Origin of the sequence: Exiguobacterium sp. s70 (genome assembly GCF_018618315.1) — a bacterium.
Taxonomy (GTDB): Bacteria; Bacillota; Bacilli; order Exiguobacteriales; family Exiguobacteriaceae; genus Exiguobacterium; species Exiguobacterium chiriqhucha.
The window spans coordinates 478332-495007 of record NZ_JACSLV010000002.1 but is presented as its reverse complement, the minus strand read 5'-3'; the positions used below and the strand labels follow the sequence as shown (position 1 = coordinate 495007).

Below are 16676 nucleotides of genomic sequence, written 5' to 3'. Positions count from 1 at the left end.
TAATGCCTCCCTGTCGTTAGACTCGGTTCCACTGACGTTTCAAGTTCCCCATCAAGCGATCCATAAAATGACGCGGTTTCGGCGGTGTCCCGGTCAATGTCGTTAAAATCCGCTCTAACCGCCAACTGATATCACTTTTTCGGTCCAAATGGTAAAACGGGACTTGGGCGATGACCGCTCGTCTGACCGTGGCGTCATCTGGTAAATACCCGAGGAATCGAATCGATTTCTTTAAAAACTGCTCACACGCAACTTCCATTCGTTCAAAACATTGCAGCGCTTCCTCACCCGATTGGGCCCGATTGACGATGACGCCGAGCGGTAAGTCTGGGCTTTGTCGATGCACCAGCTTCGTATAGGCGTACCCATCCATGAGCGAGGTCGGTTCAGGCGTCAAGATGAGAAACATCTCATCGCATCCTTCAATGAATTGAAGTGATGTGTCGGTCGCCCCGGCCCCCATGTCGAACAGGACATAATCGTATTCAGTGAGCACTTCGAGTTCACGCATAAAAAATTGCATATCGGCATGTGAGAATTGGACTAGTTCATCAAGTCCACTCCCCCCATGTAATATATCGACACCATGCACACCTTTCTGAACCGAGGCGGCCAGCGGAATTCGGGCTTTGACCGAATCCATCATCGTCCGTGATCTCGAGGCGTTCAACAAGATATGCACGTTCGCCATCCCGATGTCGAGATCGACGATTAACACGCGCTTCCCAAGCTCGACGAGGCCGATGGCCGTATTGACACAGACGTTCGTCTTGCCGACCCCGCCTTTCCCGCTCGCGAAAGCGATCGTCGTCGGTGGGGTCTCTGTTTTCGCCCTTAGACGTCTTGCTTGGTCCATTGGGTCCACCCTTCTTTCTCAAGCAACCGATCCGTCAGCCGGGAAGGGTCCCCGTTGACGAGGTCGTCAGGCACTTCTTGTCCATCCGTCAGCCAAGCGACCGGCAGCCCACTTTCGCGAACCATCCGATACATCGCATGGATGTCGCTCGTCTCGTCCGCTTTCGTGAAGATGAGCGACCCGAGCGGCAACGGCTCGAACTGACGATATATCATTTCCATGTCCCGCATCTTTGACGTCAAGCTGAGAACGAGCGAGAGACTCATCTCCGAAAAGTCATGATGCCGCTCGAACTGCTCAACATACGCCTCGTCGCGGAAATTGCGGCCAGCCGTATCAATCAAAATGATGTCTTTTCGAGCGAACAGCTGCTTCGCCCGCTTGAAATCATCAAAATCGTAGGCGACCTCGACCGGGATGTCTAGAATCTCGGCGTACGTCTTCAACTGCTCGATGGCAGCGATTCGATACGTATCCGTCGTGATGAGGCCGACCGAGAGTCCATGCTCGAGCTTATAGTGGGCGGCTAGTTTCGCGAGCGTCGTCGTCTTGCCGACACCGGTCGGACCGACGAGCATCATGTACCGCTTCGGTTCCGGTACAGGCAAGAAAGAATTTTGGATTTGATCGCGGACGTAACGTTCGACGGCGTCGACCGATTTTGTCGTGTAATACAGTTCCTGAATCGCTTCGTCCCACGCTTCACCTTGAAACGATTCGGACGCGAGCAGCGCTTCGACGTGTGCCAATGGTGCCGGCAACCGTCTCGCTCCCGAGATTTCAGGCGCAGCATACGCGACGTTCCGTGGTTGCGGTTGACGTTTTGGCGTTGCCTCAGGTTTCGTTGCCGCGACCGGCTTCGCAACCGTACGTGGTTTGACGGCGAGTGGCGCCTTCTCGAGCGCGGCGATGACCTCGACGTGTTGTGAGGCGAACAAGCCGAGCCATCCTTTCTTCACTTGGCGCGAATTCAAGATGACGGCGTCGTCGCCAAACTCTTGTTTGACTTTCGCCATCGCTTCCGCCATCGTCTTGCCTGTATATTTTTTGATTTGCACTTAAATCACCCCAATACTTTTCACTTCAATCGAGCTGAGCAGTTCGTTGTAGGCGAGGACCGGCACATCCGGATAATACCGTTCGAGCAATTGTCTCACGAACAGGCGGATCGTCGGCGAACAAAGAATGACGGCCGATGCCCCGTAGCGTTCGAACATCGACAGCTGCTCGCCCGAGCGTTCGATAATCTCGCGCGCTTGTTCCGGGTCGAGCGCCAAATAGTTGCCGAACTCCGTCTTTTGAACGGCGTCTTGAATCAGCTGTTCGGTCTGGCCGCCGAGCGTGACCACGTAGAGTGGTCCGTCGGGCGGACTGACTTGGTCGGTCAATTGACGCGACAGACCTTGCCGGCAGTATTCGCCGAGGATATCCGCGTCTTTCGTCACTTTGCCATAGTCGGCCATCGTCTCGAACAAGAGCGGTAAATTGCGAATCGAGACGTGTTCTTTCAACAGATGACGGAGCACTTTTTGAATGTCTCCAATCGACAAGACGGATGGTGTCACGTCTTCGACGAGCACCGGATGTGTCTCTTTCAAATGCTCGACGAGCTGTTTCGTCTCTTCACGGCCGAGCAGGTCGGCAGCGTGTTTCTTGAGCGTCTCCGTCAAATGTGTCGCCACGACGGATGGCGGATCGACGACGGTATACCCGCTCATCTCTGCGCGGGTGCGCGTCTCTTCATCAATCCATAACGCCGGGAGACCGAACGCCGGCTCCGTCGTTTCAATCCCATATACTTCCGGATCTTCAATCCCAGGACTCATTGCCAAGTAATGATCGAGCAAGAGTTCGCCTTCAGCGACGACGTTGCCCTTCACTTTGATGCGATATGCGTTCGGTGACAATTGCAGATGATCGCGAATCCGTACTGTCGGCAAGATGAACCCAAGTTCGAGCGCGAGCTGACGACGAATCATGACGACTCGGTCGAGCAAGTCGCCGCCTTGCGATTCATCGGCGAGCGGAATGAGTCCGTAGCCGAACTCGAACTCGATAGCATCAATCTGTAACAGCGAAACGACAGTCTCGGTCGGTGCCGACGGTTCTTCTTCCGGTAACGGCGTATCGATGACCCGTTTCAAATTGCGACGCATCGTATAGGCACCATAGAACGTGGCTCCGGCAATGATGAGCGTCACGGGGAGCAGACTCGGCGAAATAAAGCCGAGCATGATGACGATGGAGCCGGCGATATAGAGCAGCGTCGGGTTTTGACCGAGCTGATCGACGACGTCCTCGCCGAGATTCCCGTCCGAGACGGCACGCGTGACGATAATCCCGGTTGCCGTCGAGATGAGGAGCGCCGGGATTTGACCGACGAGCCCGTCGCCGATCGTCATGAGGGAGAACGTTTGGAACGCCTCACCGACCGGAAGACCCATTTGGACGGTACCGATGATGATTCCGAAAATCAAGTTGATGGCGACGATGATAATCCCAGCGATGGCGTCCCCTTTGACGAACTTCGAGGCCCCATCCATCGACCCATAGAAGTCGGCTTCACTTTGAATCTTTTTCCGCCGGATTTGCGCGTCTTTGTCATCAATCAAGCCCGAATTCAAATCGGCATCGATGGCCATCTGTTTCCCTGGCATCGCATCGAGGGTGAAACGCGCCGACACTTCGGATACACGTTCGGCCCCTTTCGTGATGACGACGAATTGGATGATGACGAGGATGAGGAAGACGACGAACCCGACGAGCACGTTCCCGCCTACGACGAAGTTACCGAATGTCTCGATGACTTCTCCACCGTATCCGGTCGATAAAATCGAACGTGTCGTCGACACGTTCAATCCGAGCCGGAACAACGTCACGATCAGCAAGAGCGAAGGAAAGACCGAGAAGTCGAGTGCTTCACGTGCATTCATCGCGACGAGTAAAATCAGCAACGCAATCAGTATGTTGACAATGATTAAGAAATCTAACATGAACCCCGGTAACGGGATGACGAGCATGACGACGATTAACAGAACGCCGATCAATACCGCAAAATCTTTAGCTTTTACTGCCAATACATACTCCTCCTCAAGACGGTTGTTTCAATTGATAGACGAATGCGAGCACTTCGGCGATCGCCTGATAAAACGACTCGTCAACGACTTCCCCGATATCCATTTGGGCGTACAGCGCACGGGCCAACGGTTTGTTTTCGACAATCGGGATGTCATGTTCTTTGGCCACGTCACGGATATTGAAGGCGACACGATCGACCCCTTTGGCGACGACGAGCGGCGCGAAGTCTTTCGTGTCGTCGTACCGGATGACGACGGCATAGTGGGTCGGGTTGGTGATGACGACATCCGCGTTCGGAATTTCTTGCATCATACGGCGCATCGCCATCTCCCGTTGTTGTTGTTTGATTTTCGATTTGATGAGCGGGTCACCCTCACTATTCTTATACTCGTCTTTGATATCTTGCTTCGACATGCGAATCGATTTCTCAAAATCGAATCGTTGATAGAAGAAGTCGAGCAACGCGAGCGCGAGCAAGGCCACACTCACCCATAGTCCGAGTTCGATCGTGATATGGGCGAGCGCGATGACCGATTCACGGATATGTTCGACCGCCATGCGGGACAGCTCTTTTTGATTCTGCCAGAGCACGGCGACGGCAGTCGTCAGGATAATCAATAATTTGAATAAGGACTTTAAAAATTCGACGACCGCTTTCATACTGATAATCCGTTTGACCCCTTTAATCGGATCGATTCGTTCGAGTTTCGGTTGAATCGCTTCCGCCGAGAACAACGTCCCGATTTGAAGGTAGTTGATTAAAATCCCGAACACGACGGCGACCGCGAAGAACGGGCCTACGATCAGTCCGACCCGAAGCAACAAGTCGGTGAGCATGCCGGACAACCCGTTGGACAGATCGAACAGCAAGTAGCTCGGACCGAGCAACTCTTTCGTCACACTGAACAACTGTTTGCCGAGATACGGCCCTAAGAACGATAACATGAGAAACATCGCGAACAAGGCGAAGGCACCGGTCAAATCGGCTGACTTGGCCACTTGGCCTTTCTTACGCGAATCCTCTCGTTTACGTGGTGTTGCTTTTTCGGTTTTTTCTCCTGCAAAAAATTGAAGATCGACCGATAAGGTATATAGAGGCTTCATGAGGCGTCTCCTAGCACAGTCATAAAATCACGTAACACTTCTTGTAGAATCGGGATGAATTGGCTGATGCCGTTCAAGGTCAAGCCCATCATGACGACCATGACCGAAAATCCCGCAATCAGCTTGAATGAAAATCCGATTGCAAAAATATTGAACTGCGGCGCCGATTTCGCCAAGAACCCGAGCGCCATGTCGACGAGCAAGAGCGACGCCATGAGCGGAAAGGCAAGCTGCAAGGCGACCATCATTGTCATCGTGACGACCTTGACGGCCATCATGAGTGACGCTTCGCTAAAGTCGATGATCGGCTGACCCGGCGGATAAATTTGAAAGCTATAATAGATACCATCAATCAGCAACAGATGTAAGTTGCTCGACAGCATGATAAACAACGTAAAAATATAATAGAATCGACCAATCAGCGGCGACTGGCCTCCGAACATCGGGTCATAGGCCGATGCCATCGCGAGTCCGAGCTGTAAATCGATGACGCCACCCGCAATCTGAGGCGCAAAGAATAAAATGTTAATCAAAATACCGAGCACTAACCCGATCAACACCTCGTACAACACCTGTAAAATATAGGCTTGACCGAGATCGAGCGGCTCTGTCACCGTGAACATCGCATAATACGCTAAAAAGGCACTGAACGCGACGCGGTGCATGACCGGCAGTTGCCGGGATGAAAATAACGGGACGCTCACGAAGAAGCCGGAAAGACGGGCAAACGTCAATCCATAGAGACTGATGAAATCGACCGCGTTCATTTCGAGGCGACCTCGACCATCAGTTCAAAAATCAAACGGGTGAACCCTTCAATCTGTTGCAGCATCCAAGGCCCAAAGACGACGAGCCCGATAAAGACCGAGACGATCTTTGGCACGAACGATAGCGTCTGCTCTTGAATTTGTGTCGTCGCCTGTAAAATCGAAATGACGAGACCGACGACGAGCGAGATCAACAAGAGCGGCATCGAGATTTTCAATAACGTCCACACACTCTCCGTCGCCAAATAAATGACCATTTCCTGCGTCATATTCGTTCCTCCTACATACTTCTAAGCAAGGACTCCACAATCAAGTGCCATCCATCCACCAACACAAACAGTAACAATTTGAACGGCAATGCGATCATAACCGGCGGAAGCATCATCATCCCCATTGACATGAGGACACTCGCCACCACCATATCGATAATCAAAAATGGCAAGAAGATCATGAACCCGATTTGGAACGCCGTTTTTAACTCGCTAATCGCATAGGCCGGGACCATCGCGAGCAGCGGGACATCTTCGACCGACTCAGGTTGCTCATAGTTCCCATATTTAATAAATAATTGCAAATCCTCTTGGCGCGTATATTGGGCCATGAACCGCTTCATCGTATTCCCCGCCTCTTCGAACGCCTCGTCTTGGCTGATTTCGTCGTCCATATATGGCGACAACGCCTGATCATTCAACTCCGATAGTACAGGCGACATGACGAACAACGTGATGAACAGGGCGAGCCCGATAATCAGCTGGTTCGGTGGCGTCTGCTGCGTCCCGAGTGCCGGGCGGATGAACGAAAGCACGACGACGACTCGTGTGAAACAAGTCATCAAGATTAAAAACGATGGCGCGAGCGTGAGCAAGGTGAGCACGACCAACAATTTGATCGAGGTCGATGTACTGTCTGGCGTCTCCAAGTTGATTAATTGTTCAATCGTCGTCATCGTTTCTTCCTCACTTCTTCAATCTGGGCCAACTGTTGTTTAAACGTGTCGAGGAAAGCCGACGAGTTCGACTGGTTCAAGGTCGGGGCATCGAGCGCCGCCTCGTCCATCGCTTCGGCATCAATCCGGTCGAGCAATTGAATTGAGTCGCCGACACCGAGCACGTACACTTGTTCACCGAGCTTGACGAGTTGCACCGAACGGTCTTTGCCGAGCGGGACACCACCGAGATGGGTCAAATGCTGAGCCGACTTCACGCCTTGTGTCCGTGCGTTCAACCATCGCACGAGGACGAGGAACCCACCGATGACGACGACCAGGCTCAAGATGAGCTTGATGGCCGTGCCGACCGATGAGACGGCCGATGTGACCGGTTCCTCTTTCGTGTCTGGTTGTTGCTGTTCGAACTGTTGGTCGACGGTGGCGGCCTCGACCGTGGCCGGGATGAATAACCCAGCCACGAGAAGGATAATCAACCACCACTTGTTCATTGTGCGACCGTTTTTGAGACTGCCTCGACGACGCGTTCAGCGTTGAACGGTTTGACGATAAAGTCTTTTGCTCCTGCTTGAATCGCATCGATGACCATTGCTTGTTGTCCCATCGCCGAACACATGATTACTTTCGCGTTCGAATCGAACCCACGGATTTCTTTCAAGGCTGCCAAGCCGTCCATTTCTGGCATCGTGATGTCGAGCGTGACGAGATCGGGCATGAGCTCACGATATTTCGCGACTGCATCGACACCGTTCTCCGCTTCTCCGACGACTTCAAATCCATTCTTTGTCAAGATATCCTTAATCATCATGCGCATGAACGCCGCATCATCTACCACTAAAATTTTTGCACTCATTGTTCTTCCTCCTTAAACGATGCCAATCCGCTCGTGCGGTTGGATAATTTCTGTTACGCGGACGCCGAAGTTCTCTTCGATGACGACGACTTCGCCGCGGGCGATCCGTTGTTGGTTCACATAAATATCGACCGGCTCACCGGCCAACTTGTCGAGTTCGATAATCGAACCTTGTGACAGCTCAAGCACTTCTCGGACCGAACGTTTCGTCCGTCCGAGTTCGACCGTCACGTTGAGCGGCACGTCATACAACAATCCCAGATTCGCTGGAATCGAGTCGTTCGTCGCCGGTGCGTGGAGCGGCATGAACTCGGCCTGGCTGACCGCGACTTCCGGTACCGACTTCGCTGCCGGACGAACCGGTTGTTGGGCGGCGGGAGCCGGTGCCTTCGGCGCTTCCTGCTTCGGCGCGGCCGGGGCAGCTGCCGGAGCTGGTGCGACAGGGGCTGGCGATGTGGCGGCCATCAGTTCGTTGACAAGTTGTTTCCCGAACTGGACCGGGGCGATTTGAACGATTTTCGAATCGATTAACGTACCGACCTTCAAGTTGAACTCGATTAAGACCATCGTCTCCCAAAGCTCGAGGCGGTCGATAATCGTCTGGTTCTTCGTCGCATCGAACACTTCGACGAGCGGTGGTGAAATATCAATCTTTTTCGAGAATACGGTCGACAATGATGTCGCTGCCGCACCCATCATTTGGTTCATCGCTTCTTGGACGGCTGAAAGACGAATTTCATCGAGTCCTTCCGGATCGACGCCAATCCCAGTTCCACCGAGCATCAAGTCTGAGATGATGGCGGCGTCTTCACGTGTCAATACAAGCACGTTCTCGCCTTTCAAGCCTTCCGTATAGCCGACTCGAAGTGCCACGTGCGGCGTCGGATAACGCTCACGGAGCGCATCGATTGTGACCTCACTGACGATTGGAGTCGTGATTTCTACTTTTTGTTGCAGTAACGTCGATAGCGCCGTCGCCGAGTTACCGAACGAAATATTCCCGATTTCCCCTAAGGCGTCGCTTTCCATCGAATCAAGATGTTCTTCAGGATTCGCCTCCGGTTTTGACGACTCGCTCGTCCCGCGCAATAACGCGTCTATTTCATCTTGTGACAACATCTCACTCATTGCTCTTCCTCCTTCACCCGGTGGAGCACTTGGACCGCCATCCGCTTCCCGCTCACACCGACTTGCCCTCTGAACACTTTATTTTCCCCTACCATGATCGATAACGGGTCTTTCACCAATTGATCGAGGGTCAAACAGTCCCCGACCTCTAAATGCAACAAGTCACCGAACGTGATCGTCGTCTCCCCGAGCAGGGACACGACCTCGACCGACGAGTTCATCAACTGGGCTTTGAGCGGTTCTTTGCTGTTCCCGCTCGCATTACGGCGATTGGCCTCTTGCATCCAGTAATGACTCGACAGTTTCGATAACACCGGCTCAATCGTCACGAACGGTAAGCAGACGTTGATCGTCCCGCTCACTTCGCCGATGGTGACACCGATCGAGACGAGGACGACCGTCTCGTTTGGCGAGACGAGTTGGAGGAACTGGGGATTGACCTCGACCGCTGTCATCTCTGACTTGATCTCGGCAATCGATTCCCAGGCGTCTCCGTATCCTGCAAACGCTCGTTTATATAATTGCGTCAAGATGCGCATCTCGATTTCCGTGAAGCTCTCGACTTTTTCAATCTCGACCCCGGGACCGCCGAGTAGGCGATCGAGCATCGCGTACGAGATGTTCGGATTCACTTCGATGATGAAACGGCCGTTGAGCGGCGGCGCTTCAATCAAGTTGATCATCGTCATGCTCGGAATGGAATGAATGAATTCGTCATAAGGAAGCTGCTCGACCGAGTTGACCGTGAACTGGACGTATGTCCGGAGCTGGGCCGAGAAGAACGTGGTCAGCATCCGTGTGAAATGCTCATGAATCCGGGTCAAGCTTCGGATTTGGTCTTTCGAGAAGCGGACCGCCCGTTTAAAGTCATACTGCCGGACTTTCCGCTCTTCTTCCTGGGCCAAAAAGGAGTCGGCTTCGACGTCGCCACTGCTTAACGCCGATAGCAAGGCATCAATTTCTTGTTGAGATAAGACTTCTCCCATGATGCCACCTCACTGTATGATTTTCTTCGTCATGTAGACTCGTTGGACCTCACCTGACTCCAACAGTCCGTTTAATTGTTTGCGGAGCGACTGCTCAAACTTCTGCATGTCTTCTTTCGTCGTGAGCTTCGCTTTCGTCATGCCGGCCAAATCGCCGAGGATGACGTTATGCACTTGGAACTTTCGAAGTTCGAGATCTTCTTTCGTCTCCGCAGCATCCGTCACGATTGTGAACTGGACGTTGATGAAACGCTCATCTTGGATGTTCGTCGTCATATCGTCCGTTGTGAAGCTGCGTTCGGCCAATTCTTCGGCGGTGACAGGTTTCGTCTTCGCCGTCACGTTGTCACCGAACAAGTATTTATAAGTCATAAATCCGGCCCCGCCCATGACGAGCAGGACGACTAGCAGGATGAGCACCATCTTCATGGCGCCGCCTTTTTGTTTTTCTTCACTCATCTTCTTCACCTCGTATGCCTATCGTTCCAACCAGACCGACCGAGGCATAGAACGCCGTCGTCCGGTCGATGATTTGTTGTTTCGTCTCGCGGACGATATACGTCTTTCCGTTATACAAGTGAATGATCGTATCGGGCTCGGCTTTGACCGTCTCGATGAACAAGGCGTTCAGCACAAGTTCTTCACCCCGGAGCGTCGTGACGCGAATCATCAGCGTTTCAAGTTGACGAGTTCTTGGAGAATCTCGTCCGATGTTGTGATGATTCGTGTGTTCGCTTGGAAACCACGCTGCGCGACAATCATTTCTGTGAACTCTTCCGACAAGTCGACGTTCGACATCTCGAGCGCACCCGAGACGAGTTCGCCACGCCCATCTTGTCCAGGGATACCAATGTTCGGCTCACCTGAGTTTTGCGATTGAATGAAGTTGTTCGCGCCGACTTTTGACAATCCGGCGTTGTTGGCGAACGTGACGACTTGGATTTGGCCGACGACTGTCGAAGCTCCGGCGTTATCGACGTAGCTGACTTGTCCGTCTTTCCCGATTGAGAGCGACTTCGCACCGGCAGGGATGTTGATTCGGTCTCCTGTCATGCTGAGGACATACGCACCGTCTCCGTTGACGAGGTCTCCTGTGTTATCCGTATAGAAGTTACCGGCCCGCGTGTATTGTGTCTGGCCGTTCACGTCCAAGGCGAAGAATCCTTCTCCTGAGATCCCGACATCAAGCGCTCTCCCTGAGTTTTGCATGGCGCCTTGGTTATAGACGTTATCGACGGTCGCCATCGTGCCCCCGAGACCGACTTCTTTCGGGTTGACCCCACCGCTGACACCGTTCGCCGCCGTCGCACTACCGACTTGTTGGCTGACGAGGTCTTTGAACGTGACCCGGCCCTTTTTATAGCCGAACGTGTTGACGTTGGCGATGTTGTTCCCGACGACATCAAGCTTCGATTGGAAGTTCTTTAAACCACTGATTCCTGAGTACATTGCTCTTAACATGATGAATCCCCCTATGCTTGTTTGATGGAAGTGATGTTGTACACGTTGACGGACGTTCCGTCTTCAAGGTCGGCCACATAGCCGGCTTCGGTCTTCGAAATCGAGAGAACACGTCCCGAGCCTTTAATCGTCTCGGTTTCCGTTTCGTTTGTATAAGCGACCGTTTGCCCGATCATATTGCTGAACTCCGAAATCGAGGCCATTTGTCGATCGACGAGCGCGGAATCGAGTTGTTTCGAAATCGTCTGCATCTGTTCGAGAGAAGAGAACTGAGCCATCTGAGAGATGAACTCACGGTCTTCCATCGGTGACATCGGGTCTTGGTTGGCGAGTTGGGCGAGCAACAGTTTCAAGAACATGCTTTGATCGTATTGGTTCGTCGCTTTCGGCATCGATTGATCCGGTAGCGTATAGTCATTCGTCTTCGGCTGGATTGTCGTCATCGTCAGGGTCTCCTTTCGGTTGTTCATGGTGTTCCGGTTCAGGTTGGTCGAACTCATTGAAGCTCGAGTTTTTCGTCTCTAGCGCTTGTTGGGTCAAGTTGACCTCGACACGGACGTTCGGGTTCGCGGGCTGGAGCGTCTGTTGCAACTGTCCTAGTTGTGATTGCAATAACTGCTTCGCCTCTTGGTTACTCGCAAACAGCTTGACGACGAGTTCCCCGTTCTGCCGTTCGAGTTTGACGACGAGTTCCCCTAACTGTTCCGGATAAAGACGGACCGTGAACACTTTCGACCCATCGGCCCCGCTCTTGAACGGTGCCCGGTGCAAGGCCGCTTCGATGCGGGCCTGCATGTTCTCAGGTAATGAGCCTTTCGAGGCGTACATCACCATCTCAGAGTCGATATTCGGTTTCGACCACGTCATGCTTTTCGGCATCCAGTCGGTTTCTTTGATCGGCTGTTGCATCTGTGCGGATTGCGTTTCAGTTTGCGTCACACCGGGTAAAGGTTTTGGGGTCTGTCCGAGCGTCCCTTTAAACTGCGCAACGACTTGCTGGATGATGCGCACGTTCTCCTCTACTTGATCGACCGGCACTGTTTGGACGAGTGTGTCCGTCTCTTTCTTCGTGAGCGTAAACGAGAGCGTCGGCGCCGCCGCTTGGCTTGTGAGCAGTGCAGGGATTGCGTCCGGGGCCTTGGCTGTTGCAGGCTCCGGGGCGACTTGATTCAAAATTCCGATATAGGCATCCATGAACTTGCGATACGCATCGGCCGGCAACGACTTCAACCATTGCAGGCTATCCGGCTGTTGCAGCCACTGCTCTAACCGATTCGATACGTTCTCGAGCGGGAGTGATGCTTCGTCTTCCGGAACAGCCATAGCTTCAGGCGACGCGGTCGGCGTCGTTCCGAGCATGGCCGAGAGCAATTCTAAAAACTGTCCGGTCGGGGTCGCACTCGCGTCCCCGCCTTTTTGTGGTGCCCCTTGCATCGATTGGGCCAGTAAGGCGATATTCATCATCATGTCCTCCTTTCCAGTCACTGGAGCAACTGGGTGACGACGGCGGCCTGTTGGGCATCCATCCGTCCCAATATGTCGGCTTGTTGCTTCGGCGACAATTCCTTCAATAGGTTCGCCACTTGCGGACTCTCGAGTTCGTTCATGATGGCAGCGGCTTGTTTCGCTGACATCTCCTCATAGACACGAGACACGTCCGAGGTTTCTTCTTCGACCGCACTGGCCGTCGCCAATTCCGCGACGAGTCGGTCACGTTCCTGAATCAACTTCGAGACTTCTTCTTGTCTAGCCTTCACTTCGTTCGTCAACTCGGCGTTATCGGCCCGAAGCTTCTCAATCTCGGCATTCGCCACTTTCAAGCGATTCGCGGCATCAGTATCCACACCGGTCACGTTCACGTTCGTCTTCACTTTTTCTTCCGGCTCTTGTTTTGAACCGGTCTCTAGAAACGGGACCGATAACAACGGACGGTCCATCGCATAGTTCATGACGACAATCCCTCCAACGAGTAGAAAGATGGCCGGGACGAGAACGAGCGCGACCAATAGCTGTCTGCCTCGCTTCGTGTTGTCTTTTTCCATCGGTTTACTTCCCTTTCCCGTGATGAATCACTGCCAACTCATCGATGAAATGCTGTTCGATGAGCTTTGTCGCGGCCACTTCATCTTGACTGACTTTTTCATGCAACGTTACATATTTCTTTTCCTCGACGACTTTTCCGAGCAGACGTTCCTGCGACAAATGGTAGCGGTTACGCGCCTGCTGGACGACGAGTTGTTGTGTCTCGATTTGGCGTTTCAACCGTTCGCGTGTCTGTTCACGGTATTGCGACATGAGCAAATCAATGACGCCAGCTTGTTCGTCTTGACTCTTCATGAGCGACTCGTACGTCAACAAGAGCCGATACAGCGTCTCCATCTCTGTCTCGAACCGCGCTTTATGTTGTCTCATCTCCGTCGCCGACTCTTCTTTCTCGTGTTCTGCGATCGGCATGATGCGCTCTAACAATAATCTGTTCATCGTTCACCTCGCACGATTTGGGCCAGGCGCTCTAACGATTCCTCGAGCGGGGCCTCTTCTTCGATGGATTGCTTTAAAAACGTCAACAAGTTCGGATACTGCTCGATGGCGGTATCGATGGCCGGGTTCGTCCCTTTTTTATAAGCACCGATATTGATTAAGTCTTCGGCATCCAAATACGTGGCCAGCCAACCCCGGAACGTCTGCGCGACCTCCCGATGCATCGGCGTGGCAATTTGGTTCATGACGCGGCTGATCGACTTCAAGACGTGAATCGCCGGGAACTGTCCACGGTTCGCGAGCGAGCGGTCCATGACGAAGTGTCCGTCTAAAATCCCTCGCACCGCATCCGCAATCGGCTCGTTCATATCGTCCCCGTCGACGAGGACGGTATAGAACGCAGTAATCGATCCTGTCACGGCGGTCCCGCTTCGTTCTAACAGTTGCGGCAGCATCGCGAAGACGGAAGGCGTATACCCTTTAGACGTCGGTGGTTCCCCTGTGGCGAGTCCGATTTCCCGTTGCGCCATGGCGAACCGGGTCACCGAATCCATCATGAGGACGACTTCTTTGCCTTGGTCGCGGAAGTATTCGGCGATGGCTGTCGCTGTATAAGCTCCTTTCAACCGCACGAGCGGAGGTTGGTCGCTCGTCGCCACGATGACGACCGAGCGGGCCATCCCTTCTGGTCCGAGTTCTTTCTCGATGAACTCTTTCACTTCCCGACCACGCTCTCCGATTAAGGCGATGACGTTGATGTCGGCCGATGATCGTTTCGCGATCATGCCGAGCAATGTCGACTTCCCGACGCCGGAACCTGCGAACAATCCGACCCGCTGTCCTTTCCCGACCGTCAAGAGACCGTCGATGACGCGAACGCCTGTCGAGAGGACGTCTAAAATGCGGGGCCGCTCAAGCGGGTTCGGCGGCTTACGAAGCACGTCGTAACGTGCGCCAGGCATTGCACCCTCACCGGACAAAGGACGGCCGAGACCGTCGAGCACTTGGCCAATCAACTCGTCGCCGACCGGCACTTGAAGCATCCGGCCTGTCCCTTTGACCATACATCCCGGTGCGATTTGGGTCGTTTCGCCGTAAGGCATGAGGAGGACGCGTGCCTCATTGAATCCGACAACTTCGGCTTCGACGTGTTGACCGGATGGTAGCTCGATCAAACAACGTTCTCCGATAAAAGCACTCGGTCCATTCGACTCGATCATCAGACCGACTACCCGACAGACGCGTCCGACTTTTCGAACGTACTCGTCATCGGGCGAGGACACAATCGACTCGAGCACGCGGTCAATAAGCGCCATCGGCCAGGACCTCCTCGATTTTGGAACGTACGCGATCAAAGCTATAGCTCAAATCGAGCTCATCCCCGTGATGAGGGGTCTCAATCCTTACGCTCGTCTCATCCAAGCCTGCATCCGCCCGGTATTTGATGCCCGGGCCGTCTGGAATGACCCAGTCCGCTTCAAAGCGTTGAATCGAGGCGAGTCGCGTTGGATGGACGTACACCGTCAATGATTCCGCATCGAGTTGACGGAGCAACTGTTCACGGACACGATCGGCGAACAACGCCTCATCGTTTCGGACGAGTTCTGTCGTCACGCGAGCGCTGACCTCAACGGCGAGGGCGACGAGCTGTTGCTCGGCGTCCCGCCATTTCGTGTCAAACAACTGCTCGAGTTCGACGCTGACCGTGTTTAAGCGGGTCGTCAATTCCTCATACTCGGCCTTGCCGTCCCGTCTTCCTTGCTCAAAGCCTGCGTCGTAGCCTTCTTGTCTAGCCGACACGAGCACTTCTTCCCGTAAGTCGGCGAGTTCTTGTTCCATCGCCGTGCGGCGCGCTTCGAGTGTGGCTGCTTGCTCGTCTAGTTGCGCACGCGTTTGGGCCAACCGCTCCCGCTCTTCATCCTGGTGTAGCATACTCACCGGCTCGAGGAACGGCTTTGAATCAATCCGTTGCGGCTCGAGTGGTGTCGCATAGTGGCGTTTGATTACGTTAGACAACGATGTCATCTCCTCCACCGCGGCTAATCACGATTTCTCCGACGTCTTCTAGGCGACGGATGATGCCGACGATACGGCTTTGTGCCTCTTCGACGTCACGCAACCGGACAGGCCCCATGAATTCCATGTCTTCTTTGAACGTTTCGACCATTCGTTGCGACATGTTTTTGAAGATGATCTGTTTGACTTCGTCGGACGAGACTTTGAGGGCGAGCAAGAGATCGTCGTTCGCCACTTCGCGGATAATCCGCTGAATCGCCCGTGAATCGAGTGTAACGATATCCTCGAAGACGAACATCCGTTTTTTGATTTCTTCGGCCAATTCCGGGTCTTCGATTTCAAGCGCATCGAGAATCGTGCGCTCGGTCGTACGGTCGACGCCGTTGAGCACTTCGACGACCGCCTCGATGCCACCAGACTGGGCATAATCTTGCATATCCGTTTGGGACAAGTTCTTCTCGAGAATCTGTTCAATCTCATGAATCACGTCCGGGTTGAGTCGGTCCATCGTCGCGATCCGCTTGGCGACTTCCGACTGAATCTCAGGCGGGAGCTCAGACAAAATTTGTCCTGACTTGACCGGTTCGAGATGCGCCAAAATCAAGGCGATCGTTTGCGGATGCTCGTTTTGGATAAAGTTCAACAGCTGTTTCGGGTCGGCCTTGCGGGCGAACTCGAACGGTCGAACTTGAAGCGTCGAGGTGAGGCGGTGGATGAGGGCCATCGCCTTCTCTTCTCCGACCGCTTTCTCGAGCACCGTTTTCGCGAATCCGATGCCCCCTTGCGTGATATAGCTCTGCGCCATGGCGAGCTCGTGGAACTCGCCCATGATGGCTTCTTTTTGTTCGGATGATACTTTTTTCAACGCCGAAATTTGTAGCGTCAATTGCTCCATCTCTTCTTCGGACAGATGCTTGTAGACGCTCGCTGCCACTTCAGGTCCAAGCGAGATCATGAGCATGGCCGCTTTTTCTCGGTTCGGTTGTTTGGCGTAATTCAC

The 16676-nt window shown here is 53.5% G+C and carries 21 protein-coding genes; all 21 read right to left on the bottom strand.

What is annotated here, in order from left to right; all coding sequences use genetic code 11:
- Positions 1–16 precede the first annotated feature (16 nt).
- Genes KNP84_RS07220 through fliG form a run of 21 tightly spaced genes read right to left on the bottom strand, consistent with a single transcriptional unit; the run spans position 17 to position 16676 of the window.
- Entirely contained in the window at positions 17–856 is an 840-nt protein-coding gene (locus tag KNP84_RS07220; protein WP_021067139.1) for a MinD/ParA family protein, read from the bottom strand.
- Positions 835–1914, bottom strand: a complete 1080-nt coding sequence (locus KNP84_RS07215) for a flagellar biosynthesis protein FlhF (RefSeq protein WP_215114538.1) — start codon at positions 1912–1914, stop codon at positions 835–837. The genes KNP84_RS07220 and KNP84_RS07215 overlap by 22 nt, the downstream gene beginning before the upstream one ends.
- Positions 1915–3933, bottom strand: coding sequence for a flagellar biosynthesis protein FlhA (gene flhA, locus KNP84_RS07210; protein ID WP_058763385.1), 2019 nt, complete (start codon positions 3931–3933; stop codon positions 1915–1917).
- 13 nt (positions 3934–3946) lie between these two features.
- On the bottom strand, positions 3947–5038 hold the full coding sequence (flhB, locus tag KNP84_RS07205; protein ID WP_021067136.1) for a flagellar biosynthesis protein FlhB: 1092 nt from the start codon (positions 5036–5038) through the stop codon (positions 3947–3949).
- Positions 5035–5805 (bottom strand): flagellar biosynthetic protein FliR, encoded by a 771-nt coding sequence (gene fliR, locus KNP84_RS07200; protein ID WP_021067135.1) that lies wholly within the window; start codon positions 5803–5805, stop codon positions 5035–5037. The genes flhB and fliR overlap by 4 nt, the downstream gene beginning before the upstream one ends.
- Positions 5802–6074, bottom strand: coding sequence for a flagellar biosynthesis protein FliQ (gene fliQ / locus KNP84_RS07195; protein WP_021067134.1), 273 nt, complete (start codon positions 6072–6074; stop codon positions 5802–5804). The genes fliR and fliQ overlap by 4 nt, the downstream gene beginning before the upstream one ends.
- Before the next feature lie 11 nt (positions 6075–6085).
- The gene (gene fliP, locus KNP84_RS07190) at positions 6086–6751 is read right to left on the bottom strand and encodes a flagellar type III secretion system pore protein FliP (protein ID WP_021067133.1); all 666 of its coding nucleotides are present in this window, start codon (positions 6749–6751) and stop codon (positions 6086–6088) included.
- Positions 6748–7242, bottom strand: coding sequence for a flagellar biosynthetic protein FliO (locus KNP84_RS07185; protein ID WP_214836291.1), 495 nt, complete (start codon positions 7240–7242; stop codon positions 6748–6750). The genes fliP and KNP84_RS07185 overlap by 4 nt, the downstream gene beginning before the upstream one ends.
- Positions 7239–7604: a response regulator gene (locus tag KNP84_RS07180; RefSeq protein ID WP_021067131.1), complete on the bottom strand. Its 366-nt coding sequence runs from the start codon at positions 7602–7604 to the stop codon at positions 7239–7241. The genes KNP84_RS07185 and KNP84_RS07180 overlap by 4 nt, the downstream gene beginning before the upstream one ends.
- Positions 7605–7616: 12 nt before the next feature.
- A complete protein-coding gene (fliY, locus tag KNP84_RS07175) occupies positions 7617–8732 on the bottom strand; it encodes a flagellar motor switch phosphatase FliY (protein WP_029595697.1) in 1116 nt (371 codons plus the stop codon).
- Positions 8729–9718: a flagellar motor switch protein FliM gene (gene fliM, locus KNP84_RS07170; protein WP_021067129.1), complete on the bottom strand. Its 990-nt coding sequence runs from the start codon at positions 9716–9718 to the stop codon at positions 8729–8731. Before fliM ends, fliY begins: the two co-directional genes overlap by 4 nt.
- A 9-nt stretch (positions 9719–9727) precedes the next feature.
- Positions 9728–10177, bottom strand: a complete 450-nt coding sequence (locus KNP84_RS07165; RefSeq protein WP_021067128.1) for a flagellar basal body-associated FliL family protein — start codon at positions 10175–10177, stop codon at positions 9728–9730.
- Entirely contained in the window at positions 10170–10388 is a 219-nt protein-coding gene (locus KNP84_RS07160) for a flagellar FlbD family protein (protein WP_021067127.1), read from the bottom strand. The genes KNP84_RS07165 and KNP84_RS07160 overlap by 8 nt, the downstream gene beginning before the upstream one ends.
- Positions 10388–11179: a flagellar basal body rod protein FlgG gene (flgG, locus tag KNP84_RS07155; RefSeq protein WP_021067126.1), complete on the bottom strand. Its 792-nt coding sequence runs from the start codon at positions 11177–11179 to the stop codon at positions 10388–10390. The genes KNP84_RS07160 and flgG overlap by 1 nt, the downstream gene beginning before the upstream one ends.
- Positions 11180–11190: 11 nt before the next feature.
- A complete protein-coding gene (locus KNP84_RS07150) occupies positions 11191–11622 on the bottom strand; it encodes a flagellar hook capping FlgD N-terminal domain-containing protein (protein ID WP_021067125.1) in 432 nt (143 codons plus the stop codon).
- Positions 11594–12640: a flagellar hook-length control protein FliK gene (locus KNP84_RS07145; protein WP_251131176.1), complete on the bottom strand. Its 1047-nt coding sequence runs from the start codon at positions 12638–12640 to the stop codon at positions 11594–11596. The genes KNP84_RS07150 and KNP84_RS07145 overlap by 29 nt, the downstream gene beginning before the upstream one ends.
- 20 nt (positions 12641–12660) lie before the next feature.
- Complete coding sequence (locus tag KNP84_RS07140; protein ID WP_021067123.1) at positions 12661–13221, bottom strand: MotE family protein; 561 nt, start codon at positions 13219–13221, stop codon at positions 12661–12663.
- A gap of 4 nt (positions 13222–13225) precedes the next feature.
- On the bottom strand, positions 13226–13660 hold the full coding sequence (locus KNP84_RS07135; protein WP_215114536.1) for a flagellar FliJ family protein: 435 nt from the start codon (positions 13658–13660) through the stop codon (positions 13226–13228).
- Entirely contained in the window at positions 13657–14976 is a 1320-nt protein-coding gene (gene fliI, locus KNP84_RS07130; RefSeq protein ID WP_021067121.1) for a flagellar protein export ATPase FliI, read from the bottom strand. The genes KNP84_RS07135 and fliI overlap by 4 nt, the downstream gene beginning before the upstream one ends.
- Positions 14963–15685 (bottom strand): FliH/SctL family protein, encoded by a 723-nt coding sequence (locus KNP84_RS07125; RefSeq protein ID WP_029595701.1) that lies wholly within the window; start codon positions 15683–15685, stop codon positions 14963–14965. The genes fliI and KNP84_RS07125 overlap by 14 nt, the downstream gene beginning before the upstream one ends.
- Positions 15669–16676, bottom strand: coding sequence for a flagellar motor switch protein FliG (gene fliG, locus KNP84_RS07120; protein ID WP_021067119.1), 1008 nt, complete (start codon positions 16674–16676; stop codon positions 15669–15671). Before fliG ends, KNP84_RS07125 begins: the two co-directional genes overlap by 17 nt.